General features: G+C 40.5%; 19 protein-coding genes and 1 pseudogene. 18 read left to right on the forward strand and 2 right to left on the reverse strand.

Translation table 11 applies throughout. The annotated features are described in order from the left end of the window. Positions 1-3 precede the first annotated feature (3 nt). Together mads2 and C0V77_RS06995 are read right to left on the reverse strand one after the other, a co-directional pair. Positions 4-1,998 carry a methylation-associated defense system DNA methyltransferase MAD2 gene (mads2, locus tag C0V77_RS06990; RefSeq protein ID WP_101725634.1) on the reverse strand — a complete coding sequence of 665 codons (1,995 nt, stop codon included), beginning with the start codon at positions 1,996-1,998 and terminating at the stop codon, positions 4-6. After that, entirely contained in the window at positions 1,995-2,720 is a 726-nt protein-coding gene (locus tag C0V77_RS06995; RefSeq protein WP_101725635.1) for a DUF6577 family protein, read from the reverse strand. Before C0V77_RS06995 ends, mads2 begins: the two co-directional genes overlap by 4 nt. Positions 2,721-3,621: 901 nt before the next feature. Here C0V77_RS06995 and C0V77_RS07000 point away from each other — a divergent pair. The 18 genes and pseudogenes from C0V77_RS07000 to C0V77_RS23570 all read left to right on the forward strand — a co-directional run. Continuing rightward, a complete protein-coding gene (locus C0V77_RS07000; protein WP_143706026.1) occupies positions 3,622-4,104 on the forward strand; it encodes a hypothetical protein in 483 nt (160 codons plus the stop codon). Positions 4,105-4,248: 144 nt separating this feature from the next. Beyond that, positions 4,249-4,581, forward strand: a complete 333-nt coding sequence (locus C0V77_RS07005; RefSeq protein WP_173830533.1) for a DUF4134 domain-containing protein — start codon at positions 4,249-4,251, stop codon at positions 4,579-4,581. Between the two features lie 35 nt (positions 4,582-4,616). Then, positions 4,617-5,021, forward strand: coding sequence for a hypothetical protein (locus tag C0V77_RS07010; RefSeq protein ID WP_216824408.1), 405 nt, complete (start codon positions 4,617-4,619; stop codon positions 5,019-5,021). A 56-nt stretch (positions 5,022-5,077) separates the two neighbouring features. Next, positions 5,078-10,627 (forward strand): helicase-related protein, encoded by a 5,550-nt coding sequence (locus C0V77_RS07015; RefSeq protein WP_101725639.1) that lies wholly within the window; start codon positions 5,078-5,080, stop codon positions 10,625-10,627. 11 nt (positions 10,628-10,638) lie between these two features. Next, positions 10,639-10,962 (forward strand): DUF4133 domain-containing protein, encoded by a 324-nt coding sequence (locus C0V77_RS07020; protein WP_101725640.1) that lies wholly within the window; start codon positions 10,639-10,641, stop codon positions 10,960-10,962. A gap of 42 nt (positions 10,963-11,004) precedes the next feature. Next, positions 11,005-13,470, forward strand: a complete 2,466-nt coding sequence (locus tag C0V77_RS07025) for a TraG family conjugative transposon ATPase (protein WP_101725641.1) — start codon at positions 11,005-11,007, stop codon at positions 13,468-13,470. 11 nt (positions 13,471-13,481) lie between these two features. Beyond that, entirely contained in the window at positions 13,482-14,171 is a 690-nt protein-coding gene (locus C0V77_RS07030) for a conjugal transfer protein TraI (protein ID WP_101725642.1), read from the forward strand. Between the two features lie 34 nt (positions 14,172-14,205). Continuing rightward, a complete protein-coding gene (locus C0V77_RS07035) occupies positions 14,206-14,853 on the forward strand; it encodes a hypothetical protein (RefSeq protein ID WP_216824409.1) in 648 nt (215 codons plus the stop codon). A gap of 5 nt (positions 14,854-14,858) precedes the next feature. Continuing rightward, on the forward strand, positions 14,859-15,500 hold the full coding sequence (locus C0V77_RS07040) for a hypothetical protein (protein WP_101725644.1): 642 nt from the start codon (positions 14,859-14,861) through the stop codon (positions 15,498-15,500). A 12-nt stretch (positions 15,501-15,512) separates the two neighbouring features. Further along, entirely contained in the window at positions 15,513-16,706 is a 1,194-nt protein-coding gene (traJ, locus tag C0V77_RS07045) for a conjugative transposon protein TraJ (RefSeq protein WP_101725645.1), read from the forward strand. A 36-nt stretch (positions 16,707-16,742) separates the two neighbouring features. Beyond that, a complete protein-coding gene (gene traK, locus C0V77_RS07050; RefSeq protein ID WP_229236222.1) occupies positions 16,743-17,351 on the forward strand; it encodes a conjugative transposon protein TraK in 609 nt (202 codons plus the stop codon). Positions 17,352-17,364: 13 nt separating this feature from the next. Continuing rightward, the gene (locus tag C0V77_RS07055) at positions 17,365-17,886 is read left to right on the forward strand and encodes a hypothetical protein (RefSeq protein WP_101725647.1); all 522 of its coding nucleotides are present in this window, start codon (positions 17,365-17,367) and stop codon (positions 17,884-17,886) included. 2 nt (positions 17,887-17,888) lie between these two features. Next, positions 17,889-19,142: a conjugative transposon protein TraM gene (gene traM, locus C0V77_RS07060; protein ID WP_101725648.1), complete on the forward strand. Its 1,254-nt coding sequence runs from the start codon at positions 17,889-17,891 to the stop codon at positions 19,140-19,142. Positions 19,143-19,175: 33 nt separating this feature from the next. Beyond that, positions 19,176-20,027 (forward strand): conjugative transposon protein TraN, encoded by an 852-nt coding sequence (gene traN / locus C0V77_RS07065; protein WP_101725649.1) that lies wholly within the window; start codon positions 19,176-19,178, stop codon positions 20,025-20,027. Positions 20,028-20,057: 30 nt separating this feature from the next. Beyond that, positions 20,058-20,864 (forward strand): hypothetical protein, encoded by an 807-nt coding sequence (locus tag C0V77_RS07070; RefSeq protein ID WP_101725934.1) that lies wholly within the window; start codon positions 20,058-20,060, stop codon positions 20,862-20,864. A gap of 32 nt (positions 20,865-20,896) precedes the next feature. Continuing rightward, the gene (locus C0V77_RS07075; RefSeq protein WP_101725650.1) at positions 20,897-21,940 is read left to right on the forward strand and encodes a hypothetical protein; all 1,044 of its coding nucleotides are present in this window, start codon (positions 20,897-20,899) and stop codon (positions 21,938-21,940) included. Between the two features lie 376 nt (positions 21,941-22,316). Continuing rightward, positions 22,317-22,505, forward strand: coding sequence for a hypothetical protein (locus tag C0V77_RS07085; RefSeq protein ID WP_101725651.1), 189 nt, complete (start codon positions 22,317-22,319; stop codon positions 22,503-22,505). After that, a pseudogene (locus C0V77_RS23570) lies at positions 22,456-23,244 on the forward strand (recombinase family protein); the annotation flags it as partial. The gene C0V77_RS07085 and the pseudogene C0V77_RS23570, both read left to right, overlap by 50 nt. Positions 23,245-23,875: the final 631 nt, after the last annotated feature.

Here is a 23,875-nt window from a genome sequence, read left to right on the forward strand (position 1 = left end):
TTATTACTTACCTTGAGTTAAAAAATCCTTATAGGCTTGGGCTATGAGCGGTAAATCGTCATCAAGCCGTTTGCGTTTTTCGGTGCGTGTTTTTACAGTTTTATCTCTGCCTAGATATTCAATGTTTTCATCAAAGTTTAGTTCAGCACCGTCTTCATCACGCAGGTGAATTTGATTGCCACGGCGGTCTTTGCCCAGTTTTTCGGCAATGGCCATAAATACCTCGTAGTCTTCCTCTATTTCATCAGCCAGTTGGCGCTCTTCGGTGGTTTTTTTCTGTAAAAATAACAAAGAGGCCTGCACACCTACCTGCGGTAAGAATGCCTCTACGGCCAAATCAACCGAGGCTAGAATCCTGAATCTATCTAGTATCCACTCACGTACTTTTAGGGTATTAGGGTTCCCTAAAATTCCATCTGGTAGCACAATCGCCATTCGTCCGTGAGGTTTTAAGTAATTGTTGCATGCCTCAATAAACAATACTTCAGGAGCATCGCTATATTTCGCAAGCTCGTATCTCTGAGCAATTTCACGCTCTACTTTTACTTTGGCTCCAAAAGGTGGGTTTGTAAAAATCACATCAAATTTGCCACGGGCATCGTTAGCATTAAATTTACCTTGTTCGTCAGCTAACGTCTCAAGGCTCTGATCAATCGCTAATTTTATTTTTTCAATTTCAGCGGGGTGTTCCCAGTTAGGGTAGGCCAGTGAATTTACATGAAAAATATTGGCGTGTCCATCGCCTGCCATTACCATATTCATTCGAGCGGCCTTTTTAAGGTCGGGGTCGAAATCAAAGCCAAAAATGCAGTTTTCTGCAAATTGCTTTACACGCTCGTTTACTTCAGGGGTATTTAGCTTATCAGTTAATACAATACCACTAAGGTTAGGGTATAGCTCCTGAGCTATTTGTTTACGCACATGGTCGAGCACCATGACCAGAAAACCACCAGATCCACAGGCAGGGTCAAGTACCCGTTCATGCTCTTGCGGGTTCAGCATCTCAACCATTGCCTTAATAATATTGCGAGGCGTAAAAAACTGCCCGGCTTCTTGTTTAAGCGTAGTTGATACAATAGTTTCGTAAGCAACACCTTTTACATCAATCGTAGCATCAAGAAAAGAATATTTTGCCAGCTCGGCTGCAATAATAGCAACTCCTTTATCGGTTAGCCCGATTTGTTCTGAACCATCAAATACTTCCCTGTATATGGGCTTCTCTTTCAATTCCTGGAAAATACCTTTAATGCGTTCGGCAATGGCGTGGCGACCTCCTTCGGTGTTCAGCTCTGTTACCCCTACATAAAATTTACGACGGTAAGAAACAGAGGCATCAAAACGCCGTTTCTCATCATAAATCTTACAAAAAATAAGATTTAGCAATTGCCAGAAAGCATCTTTTTTACGGCCTTCGTTGCCATAGATATAATCATGGCTACGCCTAAAAACCTTAATCAACGAATCATTAGCGGGCTTACGTGGAGCTGACCGATCTTCACGGTCAAGGTCTTCAAGACTTTCGCCCTCACCCGGAAAGTCAGATAAATCGATAAATTCTATATTATCAAAGTCATCAACTTTTTGTTGAAGATAATGTATTTGTGTGCCGTTAGTCCATAAGCCAAACTTGCAACCAGATGCCAGCAAAGCAGGTTGTAAGGTAGCAACAAGCCCCTTTTTTGAATCATTTTCTTTAGTTTTCTCATCCTGCACAATACATACCCGAATAATGTTTTCCTGTGTGGGTTCAACATTAGGTTCATATATTACCAGGTCAGTTTTAAACTTAACTTTTTTATCGTTTTCGTCATAGCCTTCTACTTTTATATCTCTTTTCATATTAGCTAATTCAAAACCATATTCCTCATTCAACATTCTAATGATTGACTGAAGGTTTTTTTCCTGACTAGTAGCTGTTCTGGGAATATTAGTTAATAGACACATTACTTGGTTATCTTCCAAGGCAATATCTTCCTGCTCTATAGTTTCTTCTCTCATAGGGTTAATTCATTTATGTATTTTTCAATGCTTTCACGTTTTTCACGGCGAGCTGCGTAGCGAAGCATTTTGCTGCGGTTTATATTGTATTGTTGAAATGATAATTTAAATAGGGAACTTAAATCAAGCTCAAAGGCTTGAAAGTATCGATCAAAGTCAATCCAGGTATTTATAAGAGTTGTCTCAATACTAAGTGTTGAGTAATCAGTTAACTGAATACTTGGCATCTGTGAAATGGCAGGTAATAATATTACTGACTCTGGTTGTGATAAGACATAACGTGTAATAGTGGCAAGGTCAGGATTTAGAAAAACAGGCTTACTTAATTGTTGTAAATCAGCAAAAAGTGTTTCTAAGTCTTGTTTTGGGAGCAAGATAAATATCCAGAATTTATCAAATGATTGATTCAAAATGTTCTCGAATACAGCTGTATCCCAGACAACCATATTTGTGTACTTTGTCTTATCAATTCTGCCAATAAAGCGCTTGGTTTTAAGACTTAATTTAGGCTCAAACTCCGGCAAAAAACGTAATGAATAAAGACCCCGGCCTACTTGAAAGATAAATCCATCATTTTTTAACTGATTTATTTTCCAGGCAATGGTTTTCTCAGAAATAGCAGGATAATAAGTTTCAATGAGAGATACTAAGTCTTTAGATTTAAAGACTTTATACCCAGCAAAAGTGCTTTTAACAATATTTACAAAACTAATAGAATCCATACTCCCACAAAGGTGTAAGAAAAAGGCATGAATTCAAAACTTTGTCAGGTAAATTTATTTTCCGGCAAAAATTTGCTAAGCAATAATGTTGTATTTTTGATTATAAAAAAGGATAAAAACAATTTAATAACTAAACTTTTTATAAAACTGAAGCGGGTATGAATGTGAAGTAGGAAAGATAGTCTAATAAATTTTACTAACATAAATCTTCTTATTCAGTATAATTACAAAAATCACATCATTCTTGGAAAGTAAAAAAGCTCCTAGAACTAATTACCAAATTGTCTATTGACTTAGAGATATTACTCCAACTGCTCAATAGTATTTACTCTCAAATGAAAATAACAAATAGTAGAATTTAGCAACGTGGAAAGACACTTTAGATTTCTCTAATAAAAGATTTTGAATCATTTGTGGTTATAAAATACTACCAAGTAAACACATACCTACTTTAAAGGCAAAGGGGAACAAATCTGTCCCCCGATGAACCCAAAACAACTTTTGCTGTGACTAAAAAAGTTCACAAATCTTATCAATTCTAGCTTGAAAATCAAGTCCTTACTTTAGAAAATAGGCAATTAATTAATTTAAATATTACGACTTCCATACAAATCATCTTATAAATCAATAATAATGGTTGGTCTATAATTATAGATATACAACTATTAGTCAGATTTATAAACGAACAATAACTCCCCTATTGAAAATTCCAAATACTTCCTTTCATAAAAGCCTATTAATTCCTATCTAGCTAATAGGTACAAGGATACAAAATGAGGTACAACAAAAACTTGTACTTGTAGAGATTCGTTTCCTGCTTTTACTTTGCTACCGAAACTTGAAGTAAACAACCCGACGATGAGGCGGAGTTGGAATGAGGAGAAAGAAAACTGTGAAGCGTATGTTTACTAACATTTCATGGCAAGACTACCTTATGGCAGTCTCCATCACATTAATTGTCTATTATGTCATTATCGGGTTCCGGTATTATGCCGTTGAGCTCAAAGACTTGGTTACCGGCAAAAGGAAACTGAGATTGAACAATCAAGTTGCTGAAGTGGATGAAGATAATTTTATAATACCCTCTTCATCCAATAACCATCAGGATTATCCCTTTGAGCGCACAGGTGAGGATGAGTTCGCTGAAGTAGAAGAGCTGATTTCACGCCTCAAAGAAACCATTCAACATGCTACTATTAAAAAGTATATCCCACAGGAGCTTAAAAACTATCTGCGTTTGTTACTCCAGGAATATCCTACTATAAAAACCTCTCTATTCCGTAGCTCCGTCAATGAGTTCATTGTATCGGAATGTGAAAAATACGGTTCCTTAACACTTACTGAACAAGAAGTAGATCTGCTCTGGAATGAGGCAGTATCATGAGAGCTTGCGGGGGTTACTTCCCGTCCGTCCTTTGTGCGTAAGGGCAATGTGGGGTATGAAAAAAGGGTTCTGTGACGGCATAGATCCCCCGCTATTTTATCAACCTGATTATTTCAAACTTTTAATAGATGTGTTGTTATGGAAATGTGCAGAAGAAGAACAAAAAGGTTAATTAGTAAATCCTTATTCACCCTTGGCACGGCTGTGGCTCTTGTCGCCAGCAGGTCTCAAGCAATGGCTCAGGATGGTGTGGCAGGTATTGAAGAAGCCAATACCAAAGTGCGTAGTTATTTTGAGGCCGGTACCAATCTGATGTATGCAGTAGGCGCCCTGTTAGGTTTGATTGGGGCTGTAAAAGTTTATCAGAAATGGAATTCAGGTGATCAGGATACTGGTAAGGTCGCCGCTGCCTGGTTTGGCAGTTGTGTATTTCTGGTAGTGGTGGCTACAGTAATCCAATCATTTTTTGGCGTATAAAAACGGCAGTCATGGAAGAAGTCTTAAAAGAAAAGTTGTGGACGTATATCGTCCACAACAATCCTGACTTTCAGTTCAAACTCCAGGAAAATCAGTCGGTCAGTTCCTATCTGGAAGAAAAAGTGAGTGGTATCGGACCGCTGATTAATCAATTGCTGATGGACAGCAATCCAAGCTATGTGATTGAAGAGCAATGTCTGAGTGAGTTAACCAATGACCTGAGACCCTCGCGGTATATATACATCCGTTCGGTTCTGGAAGAGGATTTCCAAACGGAGTATACACGTCTGCTTCAGACAGGAATCTTAACATTCGAGATTAACAACATGGTCGAAGCATGTAAAGAACTATTGGATGAATTAGAATTCAGCGAGGAAAACGAAGACAACCGGCATATCCGATATGCCGTTATCGGACAGATTCACGGCTACCTGAATTGACAGGGGCTGTCGTAGTAAGCTAAGAAGAATAAGGGGCAGAATGAATATGTGAGAAGATGGCTTATAATATTTCCCATAAATTAAACGACAATATCCGGGCCATACGCCTGGCTATCGCTCATAGGAATGGTGACTCATTGTCGGAATCCAATATTCCGGAATTGCAAAGGTATTCAGGCTTCGGCGGTATCAAGTCCATATTATACCCTTACGATTCATCGGAGCAATGGCTTTCAATGGGTGCTACAAAAGAGGACTTGAAGGTGCGCAGCGGCATACTGGCACTTCATGATCTGCTGAAAGAAAATTTCATAGAGCAGGAATACAAGGCAATAATCCATTCGCTGCGCAACAGTGTCTTAACAGCTTTCTATACTCCTGAAATCGTTCCAAAAACCTTATATGATGTTTTGCAATCGCAAGGTGTTTCACCCAAACGCTTATACGAACCCTCGGCCGGAGCAGGAATATTCATTACTGAAGCGGTAAAGGTCTATCCGGAACTGGAGCAGATAACTGCTGTGGAAAAGGATCAACTAAGCGGCATGGTTCTGAGTGCGATTAACAATAGTCTTCCCCTATCTGTAAAAACGCATATCAGCGGGCTGGAAGAAAGTCCAACGGATGATAACAGGAGTTATGACCTTGTGGTAAGCAATATCCCATTCGGAAATTTTTCAGTATATGATAAAGCCTTCCCGGATAAAGCCCTTTCGGGCAAAATACACAATTACTTTTTTGTAAAAGGACTCGATAAATTGGCCGATGGCGGATTAATGGCATATCTTACAACAGATGCCTTTCTGAACGGAGCCTCCAACAAAACAGCCAGAGAATACCTTTTTGCCCGGGCAGATTTTGTAAGCTTGGCAGTACTGCCGGATAACCTGATGAAGGATACCGGTAATACAGAAGCGCCTTCGCATTTGCTGATTGTCCAAAAAAATGAGAACAAGGGACAGCTTACACACAATGAGCAATTGCTTATTGAAGTGGAGCAGCTCAAAAACCAGTTTGGCAGCTATACACAAAATCTTTACGTCGGCAATCATCCAGAAATAATTACAGGCAATGAAATAAAGCAAGGTAGAAATCAATTTGGGAAAGCCCATGAAACCATATGGCAGCATGGAGACATAGCCGCTATTGGAAGCCAGCTTAAAGTCATAATCCAGGACGGCTTTGAGAAAAATTTCAATAGAAACTTGTATCAAAAAGCCAATAAGCCGAAAGAATTAATCAAGGTAACTTCCGGTAAAATGCTAAGCTATCTGCCTATGCCGGAGAATAAAGAAGAAAAGATTTCACTGCAATTAGGTCTGTTTGATACGGCTCCGGTTGAAAACCTGAATCGGGCCATGGCTTATATCAATTCACTGGATGAGACAGTAATTCAGAAAAACACAGCCCGATTGATTGGTACCATTCGTACGGCAGATAACCCCGGACATGAGACAGTTGTACTGCTATCTGCCAAACGTCAGAATAGCCACTTCTTTTTATATAAACTATATGGCAATGCAAAAGAATTACAACCGCTTTCAGCCAACTGGATGGATGGCCGGTTGTTAGGACACGAACTCTCGGCCTTGAACAGAAAGCTTAATGAATTCGGTCATCATTTTAAACATGAAGGAGATCAGACCCTGAGCCAATATTTCAGTTTTGAAAACCAGCATCAGGTACCCTTTCAGGCCATAAAACCCTTTTATAAAGAAGAAACTTTGGTGCTTCACCAGGGCAGAATAGGTAGAATTGAGAAATGGGACCATGCATTGAAGCAAGCATCATTCAAAGAACTACCAATGCAATCAGATAAGGTGTTTTATGAGGATTATATTGCCTTAAGAGATCGTTATCTGGATTTATCTGAAAAGGAATTGTCAGGTATTGCGCTTAATAAAACGGAAAGATCTGATCTGAATAAAACCTATGACCTGTTTATTTCCAGATATGGTCTTCTGAATTTTCCCGAAAACCGTAGACGGATATTGGAAGATTCCGCTTTCGGTATGACCCTTCTGTCTTCTCTGGAACGCAGGGAAGGAGAACGCTTTGTCAAAGCGGATATACTGACTGATTCTATCCTTCAGCACAAGGGACACTTTACAACAGAAGACCCGGTTGAGGCCCTGGCGCATAGTCTGAATGATACGGGTAAGGTGGATATGGCATTTATCGGGGCTGCCATGAACTTGGATGAAAAAGAAACCATCAACCGTTTGAATCATCATATTTACCTGAATCCTGTTTCCCATGTCTGGGAAACGGCAGACCAGTATCTGAGCGGGAATGTCGTTGAAAAACTAAGACAGGCAGAACAGGCTTTCGAAATCCAACCGGAAAATACTCAATTTCAAAGGAGTCTGGATGCGATCAGCAAAGTGCAGCCTGAAAGAATCCCTTTTGAATTACTGGATTTTAATTTGGGGGAGCGGTGGATTCCAATCAGGTATTATGAGGGCTTTGCTCAGCAGTTATTCGAACTGCCGACAGAAATAAGTTATTTCCAGTCATTGGATAGTTTTAAAGTAAGCACCGGACATAATACGAAAGTGGACCGGGAATTTGCCATAACACCCAGAAACGGACGGACGACCTATGGGTATACTTTACTTGAGAATGCCCTGGAAAACACTACTCCTTTTTTTACTTATGAGGTATCTATCGGAGAGGGGAAAACCATCCGTGTACCTGATAATGAAGCCATCCAACTGGCTCATCAGAAAATCGAGCTGATGAGGAACGGCTTTATTGATTGGCTGAAAGAGCTGCCTGATTCGGACAAAAAACATATTGAAAACCTTTACAATGATACATTCAACTGCTACGTGCTGCGGCAGTATGACGGTAGTCATCTGAGTTTCCCCGGCCTTGACAAAAAAGCCTTAGGAATAGAAGATTTGTATAGCTCTCAGAAAAATGCCTTATGGAGAATCCTTCAAAATCGTGGGGCTTTGATCGACCATGAAGTTGGCTTGGGAAAAACGCTCACCATGATTGCTTCTGCTCAGGAAATGAAAAGGTTGGGGATAGTACATAAACCTATGATTCTGGCCTTAAAAGCCAATGTAAACCAAATCGCTGAAACCTACCGGAAGGCCTATCCTCAAGCGAAAATACTGGCGCCCGGAGAAATGGATTTTACTCCTGAAAAAAGGTTAAGACTTTTCCATGAAATCAAGAATAATAATTGGGACTGTATTATCCTTACCCATGATCAATTTGGAAAAATCCCTCAGTCTGCTGACATACAAAAGGAAATTTTCCAGACGGAACTTGACCATGTAAAGCGTGATTTGGAGACGGTGCATGAATTAGGCGGAGAGATTTCCAAAAAGATGCTTAAAGGCCTGGAAATTCGGCAGAATAATCTGGAAGGCAAACTCAAAGGTCTTTTAAAAGATATAGAAGAGAAGAAAGATCAGGGAATCAACTTTAAAGATATGGGTATTGACCATCTTTTTGTGGATGAATCCCATAAGTTTAAGAACCTCACCTTCACTACGAGACATAACCGGGTGGCTGGACTAGGAAACTTGGAAGGCAGTCAGAAGGCTCTTAATCTGTTATTTGCTGTCCGGACCCTGCAGGAGAAGTTCAATACGGATCTTTGTGTAACCTTTCTTTCCGGTACGCCGATTTCCAACAGTCTTACGGAAATGTACCTTTTGTTTAAGTACCTGCGGCCCAAGGAAATGGAGCGCCAAAAAATTGAGAATTTTGACGGCTGGGCTGCTGTCTTTGCCAGAAAGACTACCGACTTTGAATTCAGTGTCACCAATGAGATCATTGCCAAAGAGCGGTTCAGGCATTTTATTAAAGTTCCGGAGCTCGCCTTGTTCTATAATGAGGTTACGGATTATAAGACTGCCAGACATATCAGCCTGGATAAACCGGAACTTAAAGAGACTCTTGTAAATATCAAACCCACGCCTGAACAAAGTGAATTTATCAAGGACCTTATGCAGTTTGCTAAAACCGGTGATGGCGAATTGATTGGTCGTGGTAGGTTAACACAAGAAGAGGATAAAGGCCGGATGCTGATTGCCACGAACTATGCCAAGAAAATGGCGGCTGATATGCGTCTGATTAATGAATTTAAGTACTCTGACCATCCCGACAACAAAGTCAATTCCTGTGCCCGGAAAGTAGCAGAGATATACCGGCAAACGCTTCCTCACAAGGGTACGCAAATCGTTTTTTCAGATATTGGTACTCCTAAAGCCGGAGTATTCAATATCTACGATGCATTAAAGGAAAAACTGGTAAGGGATTTTGCCATTCCGGCAAACCATATCACCTACATCCACGACTGGTCGGATAAGAGTAAGCCTGAACTTTTCCGGAAGATGAATCGGGGTGAAATCCGTATCCTCTTAGGGAGTACAGAAAAGGCCGGAACCGGGCTGAATGTGCAGCAGCGGGTGGTAGCAATGCATCATCTGGATATACCGTGGAAACCTTCCGAATTGGAACAAAGGAACGGTCGAGGAGCCAGACAGGGGAATCAGGTGGCCAAGACGCATTACGCCAATCAGGTACAGAACTTTATTTATGCAGTGGAACAATCATTGGATAATTACAAGTTTAACCTCCTAAAAAACAAGCAGACTTTCATTTCGCAAATGAAAAACTGTGAGCTGAACGTGCGTACCATTGATGAGGGGGCTGTAGACGAGAAAAGCGGCATGAACTTCTCTGAATACATTGCCATCCTTTCCGGCGACACTTCATTGCTTGAAAAAAGCAAGCTGGAAAAGAAAATAGCTGTCATGGAAAGTCTGAAGGTGGCTCATTTTCGCGAAATAACCAGAAGTCGTTATCAGTTGGAAAATCTTCAAAGTGAAAAGATTACCGTCTTAAAAACCCTTGAAAAATTATCATCTGATGAAAGCCTATACAAAATACAGCTTCAATATGATAAAGAAGGCATTAAGGTTAACGCCATTATTTTGAGTGGTCTAAACAGCACCGATAATGAGGCTATTGGTAAATTTATTATTGATTTATATACCGGCTGGAAACCCAAAACTGAAGAAGTAGGAGAACAAAGAATCGGCAGCTTATATGGATTTGACTTGTTTATCCGCCGGCAGCGTGAGGCCTATGAAGAAAACGGATTATATGAGTTCCGTTATTCCAACAGCTTTTATGCTTCCAAAGGCGATAATGGTATCAGATATACCTATAATAACGGTATGCCGAATACCGACAATCCTAAACTGGCAGCCAGGCACTTCCTGAATGCAATAGACCGCGTAGATGGACTAAAAGAAAAATATACCCGAACCATTCGTGAAATGGAAGATGAAATACCCAAGCTGCAGCAGCTTACGCAGAAGGCCTTCCCTTCTGAAAAGGAATTGCAGAACATGAAAACCGAACTGGCAAGCCTGGAAAGACAAATTGCCATCAAAATACAGGAGAACCAACTCCAAAAACAGCAGGAACCGACAAATGATAAAGTGAGTGAGACCACCCGGCATACCCATGAGGTGGTGCTGCTGAACGGTCAGGTAAATAAAAATGGGCATCCGGTAATGCAGGAAATCCTGCCGAAGCCCGTGGAGGTACAACATGTAAAAAGCAGAATGAGATTATAAAATGAAAAGCCATGGCCAACAGTATTTATCAAATCAACAAGGGAATTAACCAAAGCATTGAATTCAAAGGATTAAAAGCCCAATACATCTGGTATCTGGGTGGGGGATTGGTAATCTTACTGATCATCTTCGCCATCCTGTATTTCATTGGCATTCCCTCTCTGCTATGTGTGGGAATTATTGGCGTAGCGGGAGCAGCATTAGTTATCCAGATTTATGGTATGAGCAGTAAATATGGTGAATATGGTCTGATGAAAGCATTGGCACGCAAACAAGTACCTGCATCCATCAGATGTAAGAGTCGTAAAGTTTTTCTAAAAAAAACCGACAAATAAAGCGTTGAAAATTAACTGTACCAATTGTAAAATAGAAGAGAGATGGAAAGAGCGCTGGAAGATATTTTACCTATTATGGATGTAGAAAACGACTGCATTCTAAGTAAGCTGGGGGATGTAACGGTGGTCTTTAAGGCTGAACTACCGGAAATCTTTACGCTTTCCGATCAGGAATATGAGACCTTTCATCAGACTTGGGTGAAGGCCATTAAAGTGTTGCCGCTATTTACCGTTTTCCATAAACAGGATTGGTTCCTGGAAAGTAAACACAGTCCTGATTTTACCAAAGAAGACACCAGTTTTTTGAGCCGAAGCAGTGAACACTTCTTTAATGAGCGCCCTTTCCTGGATCATAGCTGCTACCTCATGCTGACCAAAAAACCGACGGGAAGAAAACCAGCCAGTTCTCTCTTTTCCAGCTTGTTGAAAAAGAGCATTGTGCCTGAGGAAACGCTCACGCCTCAATTGCTTCAGGACTTTCTGGATAGCACAGGACAGTTCAAAAGAATTCTGGAAGACAGTGGATTTGTAAAACTCCATCGTCTGAAAGAAAAAGACCTGACAAGTCAGAGGCGTAAACTCGGTCTGATTGAAAAGTACTGTTTTCTGTCTGAAAAACCAGAAATTTTTATCATGAAAGATATCAGCTTTCAGGATGGCTTACAGATAGGTGACCAGCATTGTCAGTTATATACCTTAGGTGATGCCGCAGACTTACCTGCCCTCTGCGGCAGCCGTATCAACTATGACCGGTATTCAACTGACCGAACCAAGTTTAGCGTTGGGTTTGCTTCTGCCCTTGGCCAATTACTGCCCTGCAATCATATCTACAACCAGTATATTTTTATTGAGGACGCCCAGAAGACCATCCAGAAATTAGAAAGCAAGCGTTTGCGGCTGCAATCTCTGGCTGCCTACAGCCGTGAAAACCTGATAGCCAGAGATGCCACCAATGATTTTCTGAATGAAGCCATCAGTCAGCAAAGGCTACCTGTGAAGGCACATTTTAACGTATTAGTCTGGTCAAGGGAAAAAGATGAACTGAAAAACCTGAAGAATATGGTCTCTTCAGCCCTGGCTCAAATGGATGCCATTGCCAAATTAGAAACCATTGGCGCCCCTCAGATTTTCTGGGCAGGTATTCCAGGGAATGCCGCCGATTTTCCGTTGAACGACACGTTTGATACGTTTGGAGAACAGGCCACCTGTTTTCTGAATCTGGAAACAGGCTATCGTTCTTCATTAAGTCCCGTAGGTATCCGCATGGGTGATCGGTTAACTGGTAAACCAGTACATGTGGACATCAGTGATGAGCCCATGAAAATGGGCATCTGTACCAATCGGAATAAATTCATCTTAGGCCCTTCGGGCAGCGGTAAATCCTTTTTCACCAATCATATGGTCAGGAGCTATTATGAACAAGGCACTCATATTGTGCTGGTAGATGTGGGACATTCTTATAAAGGTCTGTGTGATATGGTGAGCGGCTACTACTTTACCTATTCTGAAGAAAAGCCGATTCGCTTTAACCCATTCTTTATTGGTGAAGGAGACAGTTTGGATACTGAAAAAAAAGAAAGTATCAAAACGCTTTTACTCGCACTTTGGAAGAAGGACGATGAGGTCTTCAAACGTTCGGAATATGTCGCCTTGTCCAATGCCATTGCCGGATATTATGATTATTTGAAAAAACACGACACCTGCTTTCCTTGTTTTAATACCTTCTATGATTTTCTGCGGGATAAGTACGTCCCTGTGCTGAGTCAAGATAAAGTCAAGGAAAAGGACTTTGATGTGGACAATTTCTTGTATGTGCTCAGGCCCTATTATGCTGGTGGAGAGTTTGACTACCTGTTGAATGCAGCAGAAAACTTGGACCTGTTACAGGAACGCTTCATTGTCTTTGAACTGGATAATATCAAGGATCATCCAATACTTTTTCCTGTGGTAACCATTATCATCATGGAGGTTTTCATCAATAAAATGCGGAAAATGAAGGGAATCCGTAAAATGATATTAATTGAAGAGGCTTGGAAAGCATTGATGAAAGAGGGCTTTGCAGAATACATCAAATACTTATTTAAAACGGTCCGTAAATTCTTCGGTGAAGCCATTGTGGTTACACAAGAAGTTGAAGATATCATTTCTTCTCCTGTGGTTAAGCAGGCGATCATAAACAATTCCGACTGCAAGATTTTGCTCGACCAAAGCAAGTATCAGAATAAGTTCGACCAGATTCAGGAACTTTTGGGATTAACTGAAAAGGAGAAGGCGCTGATTCTGTCAGTCAATAAAGCCAATGATCCTACTAAAAAATATAAAGAGGTCTTCATTAGCCTGGGGGGAATGGTGAGTAAAGTGTACCGAACGGAAGTGAGTATAGAAGAATATCTGGCCTATACCACAGAGCAAACAGAGAAGATGAAACTGATGGAATATGTCAATCAATTCGGTGGAGATATCCGTAAGGGGATTAAAGCGATGGCGCAAGACATGAGAAACAGTTAAACAATAAAAAAATGAGGAAATACATAAAAATGCTAACCCTGTCGCTTTGTTTGAGTCTGACATTAGCACCAGTTGGGCAAACACAGGCGGCTATACCTGCCGCCATCGCGAAAATAATTAAGGCGGCTGTCGTGAAAGTCATCAAGGCCGTTGATCTGATGCTGCAACGGCTCCAAAACAAAACCATCTGGCTTCAGAATGCCCAGAAAGAACTGGAAAACATACTTTCTAAAATGAAGCTGAAGGAAATTGCTGACTGGACGGAAAAACAAAAAGAACAATACAGAAAATATTATGAAGAGCTGACAAAAGTAAAATCCATTATTGCTTATTACCAGCGTATCAGGGACATCACCCAAAAACAGGTAAGGCTCGTGCAAGAATACAATCATGCCTGGGGGCTTTTCAAACAGGATAAAAATTTTACTGCATCCGAATTGGAATATATGGCAAAGGTGTATGCAGGTATTCTGGAAGAAAGCCTTAAAAACATTAACCGGATTAATCTGATAATCAAATCATTTACTACCCAAATGGCAGATGCCAAACGACTGGAAATCATCAATCATGCGGCAGACCAAGTGGAAAAAAATTATGACGCATTGAAATTATTTAATCAGCAAAACAAGCTTTTGAGTCTGCAGAGAGCCAAAACACAATATGATGTAGAGGCAATTAAAAAACTCTACGGACTTCCCTAATTCAACTGAGTAGCACTAAAAATAATAACTCACCATGAAAACAATGACAATATTCATATTGATACTTTTTAACATGGTATCAATAGCTAATGCACAGATTGTAAAAGAATGGATCAATCAAAAGAAAACGCAAACCGAATACCTGATTCAACAAATTGCGGCTAATCAGGTATACCTGGAATTTCTCAAAAAAGGATACAAGATTGCCAAGGACGGCCTGAACATCGTCAGTTCCTTTAAGCATGGAGAATTTAAGCTGCATGATACCTTCTTTCAATCTCTTCAAACCGTAAATCCCGAAGTTAAACGGTATGTGCGGGTAAGAGAAACAATTGAATTACAGAGAAAAATCATGCAGGTGTATAATCAATTGCTTGCAGCGCTTAGGACGAGTGACGCTTTTTCAACAACAGAACTCAATTATACCCGACAGGTATTTGGCCGCTTACTTGATAATTGTGAGATGATTCTGGATGAGTTGATTACCGTGACTGTTAACGGAAAGCTGACCATGAAAGACGATGAACGTATAGAGAGGATCGATAGGTTATTTTTGCATATGCAGGATAATTATACTTTTTCACAAAGTTTTTCCGGTGAAGCAAAAGCAATGGCGGTCGATCGCCTTCAAAAGAAAAATGAAGTTATAACCAGCCGTGCCCTGCATGGCGTAAATAATTGACTAACATGAAAAGAATCGTGGTTATGATATCTCTGGTGTTTATTTTAGCTGGCATACCCTTGCAAAAGGCCTTTGCTCAGGAAACAGAAATTGCCCAGCTATTATTGAACCTGGAAAAACTCAGACAATTCCGTTCAATTCTCAAGCAGATGAAACAGGGTTATGAAATACTTACCGGTGGTTACAATACGGTGATTAATATCGCTCAGAGGAATTTTAAGATTCATAAGGCATTTTTGGACGGATTGCTGGCGGTCAGCCCAACCGTCCGAAAATATAAGCGAGCGACAGACATTATTGATTTTCAAATCAGCCTTGTTCGAGAATATAAGGCAGCCTTCGGCCGTTTCCAGCAGGATAATCATTTCACCCAAGAAGAACTGACTTATATCAATAGTATTTATACTAACCTATTAAAGCAAAGTCTTCGGAATCTGGATGAACTAACGGCTGTCGTGACAGCAGGCAAAATGCGAATGAGTGACGATGAACGCCTGAAAGCCATTGATCGGATATTTGAAGATATGGCTGATAAACTCGTATTCCTTCGTCAGTTCAATCGAAATACTACCCTATTGGCTGTACAAAGAGCCAAGGAAAAGAATGATGTAAATACTATTCGGCATATCTATGGTATAAACAATTAAAAAAATAATAGGATGGCAAAGTGGAAGAGGGCTGTCTGGATGGCAGCAGTGGGGTTGATATGGCCCTTTGTAAGTCAAGCTCAGGGACTGGCCAATGAAATGAACGGCTTGCATGCCGTACTGGACCAACTCTATCAGGAAATGATGCCGCTTTGCGGCAAACTCATTCGTGTAGGCCAGTCTATCGCGGGTTTTGCAGCTACCTGGTATATCGCTTCGAGAATATGGAGACATATTGCTAATGCGGAACAAATAGATTTCTACCCCTTGTTTCGGCCATTTGTAATCGGCTTCTCTATCATGATTTTTCCATCTATACTGGCCTTAATCAACGGAGTCATGAAACCCACGGTAACGGCTACCGCAGCGATGGTAAAAGGTTCAAATAAGGCCATAGAATTACTGCTGAAAAAGAAGGAAGAAGCCATTAAGAAAACCAGCACCTGGCAAATGTATGTGGGTGAAAGTGGGCAGGGCGACAGGGACAGGTGGTATAAGTACACGCATGAAGGCGCCAGTCCTTCCGGAGAGGGCATCTTTGAAAGCATCGGAAACGACATCAAATTCTCAATGGCCAAAGCTTCATACAACTTTCGGAACTCCGTTAAGGAATGGATGAGTGAGGTACTTAGGGTACTATTTGAAGCAGCTGCTTTGTGCATCAATACACTCCGGACTTTTCAGATGATTGTTTTGGCAATACTAGGGCCTCTGGTATTCGGTATTTCAGTATTTGATGGCTTCCAGCATACACTGACGGTATGGATTGCCCGCTATATCAACATTTTTCTTTGGCTTCCGGTAGCTAATATATTTGGAGGCATCATCGGCAAAATTCAGGAAAATATGCTCAAACTGGATCTGGTTCAGATTAACCAAACCGGTGATACGTTTTTCAGTCGAACAGATATGGCCTACTTAATCTTTTTAATCATCGGGATTGTCGGCTACTTCACGGTGCCATCTGTGGCCAATTATATTGTTCATGCCAGTGGCGGCAGCGCATTGACTCACAAAATAACCAGTTTGTTTGGAAGCACCTCAAGAAGTATGGTCCATACTGCTACAGCAGGTGCAGGCATGGCAATGGATGCCATGGGCAATACAGTCAACCGCATGACGCAAAATATGTCTTCCAGCAGTCAGTCCAATCCTTATTTCAATGAGGGGAACCTGGACGAAAGACTCAAGGGCAATGCAAAATGACAAACGATTCAAATAAATAATCTTATGTTCAGAAAAATGAAAAATATCGATACGGCTTTCCGTCATGTGCGCGGTTTCACCATTCTGGTAATCATAGGTTGCGTTAGCATAAGTGGCTTTGCTATTTATAAAAGTCTAAGCCTGATTTCCCAGATGCAGGCCAGGATTTATATTCTTGCCAACGGGAAAGCTTTGGAGGCTTATGCGGCTGAACGGAAAGACAATATTCCCGTCGAAGCCAGAGACCATGTAAAAACTTTTCATCAGTACTTTTTTACGCTCGATCCTGATGATAAAGTGATTAAAGCCAATATTACCAGGGCTCTATATCTGGCCGATGAAAGTGCCAAGCGGGTCTACGACAATCTGAAAGAAAATGATTTTTATGCCGGGCTTATCTCGGGTAACATCAACCAGACTATCCGGATAGATAGTGTGGCGGTAGATATCAGCGAATACCCGTATCATTTTAGATGCTATGGCACCCAAAGCATTATCCGTCCGACCAGTATTACCATTCGCAGCCTGACTACAGAAGGCGCTCTACGAAACGTCTCCAGAAGTGATCATAACCCGCATGGGTTTCTCATCGAAAGATGGAATACGATTGAAAATCATGATTTGAAAACTGAGAACAGAAGATAAAACTAACACAGTCATGGGAATATCTATTAAACCGGATCCAAAGCCATCCCCAATTTCACAAGGAGATAAACAGGCTTTTTTAAATGTGCAGCAGTCAGCACAAAAGTTACAAAAGAGCTGGGCTAACTGGATGGTAAAGCTTACCGCAAACTTCAAACGTCAGCATTGGCTGATTGCATTGGCTTTGTTCATCTTAACGGCAGCGGGCTATAACAGCTATCTTATAATCGATAGTCTCTTTTCTAAGGGAAGAATTATTTTTTCGATTCATCAGATACATACGCCCTTATTTTTTCTGGAAAAGGGAGAAGCAGATGCTGGACCGGATATTCAATTGCCTCCGGTGGAGTATGAGCGTATTCACCAGTTCAGACTGTATTTGGACAACCTTGGCGCCAGTCCGACGGGGAAAAAGGTTCTTGATAGCATCCTTCTTCACCGACCAGGATTGCTGGACAGTGTCCTATATATCGAAGAGTATTACAAGCGGCGGGAAGCAAATGAGCCATTAAACAAATCTTTAAAAACAAAATAATCATGAAAAATCAAGTCAAATCACCCAAACAGCTAAGGCAGCGAAAATTTTTAATGATACTGCCAGCATTGGTTCTACCTTTTATCACCTTAATGTTTTGGGCATTGGGAGGTGGGAAAGTTCAGGAAAGCAATGCACAAACTCCTTTGCAAACCGGCCTCCTATTGAATCTGCCAGATGCCGCACTGAAAGATGATCATGCACTGACCAAACTGGATTTTTATAATCAGGCACAGGCCGATTCAACAAAACTCCTGGAGTTAATGAAAAATGATCCCAATTACAGAAGGATAGCTATGAATCCTAATATGGATACTTTAATAAGAGGCGGACTAAATCCATCTCTCAATAGCAACACCAGGTACAATGATCCAAATGAGGAAAAAATCTACCAGAAGTTGGCCCAGCTTGATCAGGAATTAAATGATAATTCAGTTACCTCTTTACCAAATCCTCCTGAACCCACTTCATTAGGCGGTAATAAAACAAGCAGTATTCATTCAACAGATATTGATCGCCTGGAGCAAATGATGAAGACCATGGCAGATCCGGGAAAAGAGGATGAAGAAATGAAACAGATTAATAACGTATTGGAGACTATTCTGGATATCCAGCATCCGGAACGGGTCCAGTTGCGATCAAGTGAAAATATTGTTCAACAAAAAGGAAGTGTTTATCCCGTCACAACTACTGCTAAGGAAATCCCTGTTTCCCTACTCAACAATGCTCTGGAGAATAACCGTACGGCTAATGGGTTCTATTCACTGACCAATACTTATGTAGAAGAAAATGTTCAGAATGCCATAGAAGCAGTTATCCATGAAACCCAGACTTTGGTCAACGGCTCGACGGTAAAACTCCGCTTAATCAATGAGGTGGTAATTAATGGGGTAAATATTCCAAAAGACAATTTCCTTTTCGGAACAGCACAATTAAATGGGGAAAGATTGGAAATCCGTATTAACGGTATACGCTATAATCAATCTCTTTTTCCGGTTGATTTGTCTGTTTATGATCTGGATGGGTTAGCCGGGATTTATATTCCGGGAGCTATCAGCCGCGATGTTACCAAAGAATCAGCCGATCGATCGATTCAGACCATGGGTCTAAACTCTCTTGACCCTTCCTGGGGTGCACAGGCCGCAACAGCCGGAATAGAGGCTGCAAAAACGCTACTCAGCAGAAAAGTAAAATTAGTGAAAGTGACAGTAAAAGCAGGATATCAGGTGCTTTTGCGGGATGAAAAACAAAAGTAAATCTAATTAATTCAAACTTTAAAATTCATTGAGATGAGAACAGTTAGTGTAGTATGGATAATGAATTTAGGCTTATTTCTTACCTATTTCAGTGGAAATGCACAACAGCCTGCCCAGAGCATTCCCTCCAGGGAGTTGCAGATTACGTATGCCAAAACAACAAATATCGTATTTCCTTATGCTATCAAAAGTGTGGACAGAGGAAGCAAAGACGTATTGGCCCAGAAAGCAGGAGGTATGGAGAATATACTTCAACTAAAGGCTGCTAAGGAGGATTTCGAGGAAACCAATATGACGGTGGTGACCGCAGATGGAGGGCTATATGTGTTTACGATAAACTATGCCCGTAATCCTGACCTATTAAATCTGTTGCTTGTAAAAGAGACCCAGACAAGTGGTACAATCCAATTTGATAACCAAATGGTCAATGAAGCGCAGCTGGGCTTAGATGCCAGTCTGTTATTGGATGCCCATATAAAGACGATCCGGAAAAGAGATCGGAAGTTTGGAATCACGCTGTTACTAACCGGACTATTTATCCGAGACAATGTCATCTATTACCGGTTAATACTCGAGAATGACACGAATCTTTCCTATGATGTTGACCAGTTACGTTTTTTCATCCGCGACCAGGAAAAGGCTAAACGCACAGCCACACAAGAGGTAGAAGTAAAGCCTTTATATGTAGAAGGCAACATCAGTAGAATTTCAGGAAATACTCAGCAAATTGTGATTTTTGCACTCCCTAAATTCACCATTCCGGATGGAAAGTACCTGGCCGTACTGCTGATGGAAAAGAATGGTGGAAGAAATCTGGACTTAAAGATTCGCAACAACACTGTGGTACAGGCAATGCCTGTTGCAAGCTCATATTCATCCAATTAATTCATTTCAAATATTATACAAATGGAAGCCATGAATCAGAAAAATTTTGAATACCTGCGTGATCAGATCAAGTTCACAGGTTTCGGAGAAAGTTTGGAAGATAACTTAAAAAAAGCCATTGAGAGTGGCAGATCAGAGTTTAAGCTCAATCATGCTGCACAGTACGGGAACGATAAGGTTGTGACCGAACTCTATTTCAGCCAATCGAAGCAAAGCGACCTATATTTTTTTAATTCCTACAAGGTCAGTTTACAGAAAGAAGGTGTTAATGAAAAAATGGAGCAGAATTTCTATATCAATAAGGGCAATAATATTACTTTGAAAGAAGCCTACAATCTTATGAGTGGCAGAGCGGTCAATAAAGACTTAACTAATAAGGAAGGACAGGTTTTCAATGCCTGGATACAGATGGACTTCAAACAGAGTAGTGAAAATGGCAACTTCAAGTTGAAACATTATCACCAAAACTATGGGTTTGATTTGGAATCAACTTTAGCTAAACATCCTATCCGGGAGCTGGGGAACGAAGAATTTAAGGGGAACCTGATTGAATCCCTGAAGAGAGGCAACCTTCAGTCGGTAACTTTTCAGAAAGAAGGGAATGAACAAAAACACTATATTGAAGCCAGCCCACAATTCAAGACCATTAACATTTATGACAGCAGCCTGCAAAGGCTAGATAACCGGCAGGTCAGGGCGGAAAAACAATCTGTGGGCGAAAAACAATCTTTCCGGCAGGATAGTAAGAGAGAGAAGCAAGCATCCGGTGCTGACGATGGTCCTGAAATCTCACAGACATCGACTAAAAAGAAAAAAAAACAGGTTCAGTCTTATTGATTCAGTATTGAAACCTTGCAAATAGTACCAACATGAAAAATCAGTTAGCTCAAAACCGGGTGGAAATAGAGCTAAATCATTGGCAAAGCCGGGAAGCGCGTTTCACCAAGTTGTTCTCATTCAGTCTTTCAACCAACAAAGCTTTGTTAAAAGAAAAACTACGCTATTATGAACGCGTGACAGCAAAATACAAAGGCACCAATGATCCGGATGAGCGCTTCGCTTTGCATTTATTAAGGCAGGAAAGCAGAAGGATGGAAAAACAACTATATCCTAATCTTTTTCTCCGTATGCTTCGCAGGTTACTGATAATCCCTATCCGGGAACAGGCTATTATTCATAAGGATAAAAAGAATGCTGAACAGAATAGCAGGTCTTTGCAGGTTCAATTACAACAGGTTGGTTTTACTATTGTGCCTTCTAAGTTAGATGAACTATTAAAGCAAGGTCAAAACCAGTTTACCATTCCTATATCCTATTATATAAATGAAAATGAAAGAATGGATCATATTCTCAGTTTTTCCAAGGATCAGATCGGGATCTTTCAGTTTACTGGTTTTCAAACAAAATTATACGACGAAACTCAGCCTGCCTCCCGGAAGCAGCACTATTTTGAGCTAAAGGAGGGAATACACGTTAACTGCGCCTATCATCTCTTGAAAGGTCGTGCTATTCAGAAAGAAGATCGCTGGATTCAAATCGACTTTAATGATAAGGACGCAAAAGGCAGCTACCGCATGAAAGAATTTCATTCTTCTTTCGGATATGACCTTCAGAAGGTATTACAGGACTTACCCATAAAAGAGCTGCAAGAAAGAGATACAACCTACCAATTATTGGATAGGTTAAAGCAAGGCAGCAGGGAAGCAGTCAGTTTCCTGCGGAATGGCAAGGAACAGCGATATTATATTGAGGCAAATCCTCAGTTTAAATCCGTGAATATCTACGACTCGCATTCCCGAAAAATAACGCTTTCTGCAGCTTTGGGCGGAAAAACCATGGAAGCACTAAAAGTAAGTCATACGGTCAATGAACAACAGGTTCAAAGTAAGAGAAATCAAATAAGGATACATTAATAAAGATGGTTGAGGCAGTGGAAATATTGAAACCCTTAAGTGATTTTTTTTCGGCTATTGAAAAGGACGCCCGGATAAGTATAACGCATATAGGAATTTATGCTGCATTAATTCAGTACAGAAAAGAGAAAGGCTTCCTCAATCCGATCGTAGTTTTTAGTCACGAGATTATGCGGATTGCAAAGATTTCATCGCCATCAACTTATTTAAAATGTGTGAGAGATTTAAGTGATTACGGTTACCTGCGTTACGAGTCCTCTTTCAATAAGAAGAGAGGCAGTAAAATCTATTTTTTCGAAAATAAATAATCAGACAAATAAGAACAATTAATGAAAGCCCGTAAGGGCTTTTATTGTCTAAAATCAGGAGGTGTGAGATGGAAAAAGTGGAAAAGAAAAAACCTCGCTTCGGTTTGAAAAATACAGTAATTGAAGACCCTGTTCTTTCCGTTTTTGAGGTCAAATTGTTAAATTTGATAGCGGAAATTATTGTAAATATTTCAATTAGGGAAAGATATGAAGAAAGCCATCAGATATCTGCGTTTCAGCGACAGAAAGCAAAGTAACGGATCCATTGAAAGACAGGAATTATATACCAGTCAATGGCTTAGAAATAATGAGGTAGACCTCGTAGATACATTCATAGATCGAGGCTATAGTGCCAAAACTTTTGACAGACCAGACTTTATTAAATTACAGGAATTTATTGCTAAACATCATAAAAAAGTCGACTATCTCATTGTTGACCAACTGGATCGCTTTAGCCGTAATGCGAGTGAAGCGATGGGTTACGTAAAAAAGTTGCAAAAAACATACAGCATTCAGATTGTAAGTGTAACTGAAGGAATAACTTTCGATTATGATACCCCAGGCAGCTTCTTCAGGGCTGGGCTACAGCTGCTTTTGGCAGAAGAAGATAATATTAACAGAAGTATTAAGGTACGTGGAGGTATTTATACCGCTAAAGCAAAGGAAGGTCGGTATATTTATAAAAATCCACCTTACGGTTATTTTAAGGTTGGTGAACGTAAGGAAAGGAAACTCGTTGTTAATGAATCTGAAGCGATTGTAGTCAGATTTATTTACAGTGCTTACTTAAAAGGAGTGCCCATTTATCTTATTGCTGAACAAGCCAAAGAAAAAGGATTCAGGCGTTCAGGCAATGTCGCCATTCAGCGTATATTAAGCTATCCATTATATGCCGGGTTGCAACATGTAGATGCTTTCAAAGATTATCCCGGCGGGCTATTCCCTGCACAGCATGAACCGATTGTTGACCTTAGTACATGGGAAATGGTTCAGCGTAAACTTAGAAAACCAGAAAAAGAAAGAGTGGTTGTTGATGAGAAGATACCTTTAAGAGGGGTTTTAAAATGTTTTTGTGGCAAGCTGCTGACAGGAGCACCTTCACGGGGAAAACTAGGCAATTATTATTACTATTATAAATGTAACAGAACCAATCATATTAATTTGAGTGCCATAAAGGCGCACGACCAGCTTAGACAAGTTTTTGGGCTCATGAGTTTGCCAGATTACATGATAAAAGTTATTCAAAAAAATGCACTCCGCATTTTTGAAACCAAAACAGCTTCAGATAAACAACTACTATTTGAAAAACAAAGGGAACTTGAAGCCGAGGATTCGAAATTGTTTGCCATTGAAGAAAAATGGATTACCAATAAAATCTCTCATGACACCTACGAAAGATGGTTCTCCTCAATTAACAGCAATAGACTCTCTTTAAAAGCATCCATTGAACACTTAAGCAGTGACCAAAGCAAGACGTTCAGAATTTTAGAAAACAATTTAGAGAAGCTAACTGACCTGGAATTTGTTTTTAACAAGACCAATGCGTTGGAAAAACAGGAGCTGATAAATATGGTGTTCGATCAAAAACTCTACTATCAGGAGGGTATGTATCGAACCCCGACAATGA

The sequence above is a fragment of the Emticicia sp. TH156 genome, assembly GCF_002855535.1.
Lineage (GTDB): Bacteria > Bacteroidota > Bacteroidia > Cytophagales > Spirosomataceae > Emticicia > Emticicia fluvialis.

What these genes read in the sequence shown, in the direction of transcription:
- mads2 (WP_101725634.1), bottom strand. Translation starts at nt 1,998, where the DNA reads ATGAGAGAAGAAACTATAGAGCAGGAAGATATTGCCTTGGAAGATAAC.
- C0V77_RS06995 (WP_101725635.1), bottom strand. Translation starts at nt 2,720, where the DNA reads ATGGATTCTATTAGTTTTGTAAATATTGTTAAAAGCACTTTTGCTGGG.
- C0V77_RS07000 (WP_143706026.1), top strand. Translation starts at nt 3,622, where the DNA reads ATGTTTACTAACATTTCATGGCAAGACTACCTTATGGCAGTCTCCATC.
- C0V77_RS07005 (WP_173830533.1), top strand. Translation starts at nt 4,249, where the DNA reads ATGTGCAGAAGAAGAACAAAAAGGTTAATTAGTAAATCCTTATTCACC.
- C0V77_RS07015 (WP_101725639.1), top strand. Translation starts at nt 5,078, where the DNA reads ATGGCTTATAATATTTCCCATAAATTAAACGACAATATCCGGGCCATA.
- C0V77_RS07020 (WP_101725640.1), top strand. Translation starts at nt 10,639, where the DNA reads ATGGCCAACAGTATTTATCAAATCAACAAGGGAATTAACCAAAGCATT.
- C0V77_RS07025 (WP_101725641.1), top strand. Translation starts at nt 11,005, where the DNA reads ATGGAAAGAGCGCTGGAAGATATTTTACCTATTATGGATGTAGAAAAC.
- C0V77_RS07030 (WP_101725642.1), top strand. Translation starts at nt 13,482, where the DNA reads ATGAGGAAATACATAAAAATGCTAACCCTGTCGCTTTGTTTGAGTCTG.
- C0V77_RS07035 (WP_216824409.1), top strand. Translation starts at nt 14,206, where the DNA reads ATGAAAACAATGACAATATTCATATTGATACTTTTTAACATGGTATCA.
- C0V77_RS07040 (WP_101725644.1), top strand. Translation starts at nt 14,859, where the DNA reads ATGAAAAGAATCGTGGTTATGATATCTCTGGTGTTTATTTTAGCTGGC.
- traJ (WP_101725645.1), top strand. Translation starts at nt 15,513, where the DNA reads ATGGCAAAGTGGAAGAGGGCTGTCTGGATGGCAGCAGTGGGGTTGATA.
- traK (WP_229236222.1), top strand. Translation starts at nt 16,743, where the DNA reads ATGAAAAATATCGATACGGCTTTCCGTCATGTGCGCGGTTTCACCATT.
- C0V77_RS07055 (WP_101725647.1), top strand. Translation starts at nt 17,365, where the DNA reads ATGGGAATATCTATTAAACCGGATCCAAAGCCATCCCCAATTTCACAA.
- traM (WP_101725648.1), top strand. Translation starts at nt 17,889, where the DNA reads ATGAAAAATCAAGTCAAATCACCCAAACAGCTAAGGCAGCGAAAATTT.
- traN (WP_101725649.1), top strand. Translation starts at nt 19,176, where the DNA reads ATGAGAACAGTTAGTGTAGTATGGATAATGAATTTAGGCTTATTTCTT.
- C0V77_RS07070 (WP_101725934.1), top strand. Translation starts at nt 20,058, where the DNA reads ATGAATCAGAAAAATTTTGAATACCTGCGTGATCAGATCAAGTTCACA.
- C0V77_RS07075 (WP_101725650.1), top strand. Translation starts at nt 20,897, where the DNA reads ATGAAAAATCAGTTAGCTCAAAACCGGGTGGAAATAGAGCTAAATCAT.
- C0V77_RS07085 (WP_101725651.1), top strand. Translation starts at nt 22,317, where the DNA reads ATGGAAAAAGTGGAAAAGAAAAAACCTCGCTTCGGTTTGAAAAATACA.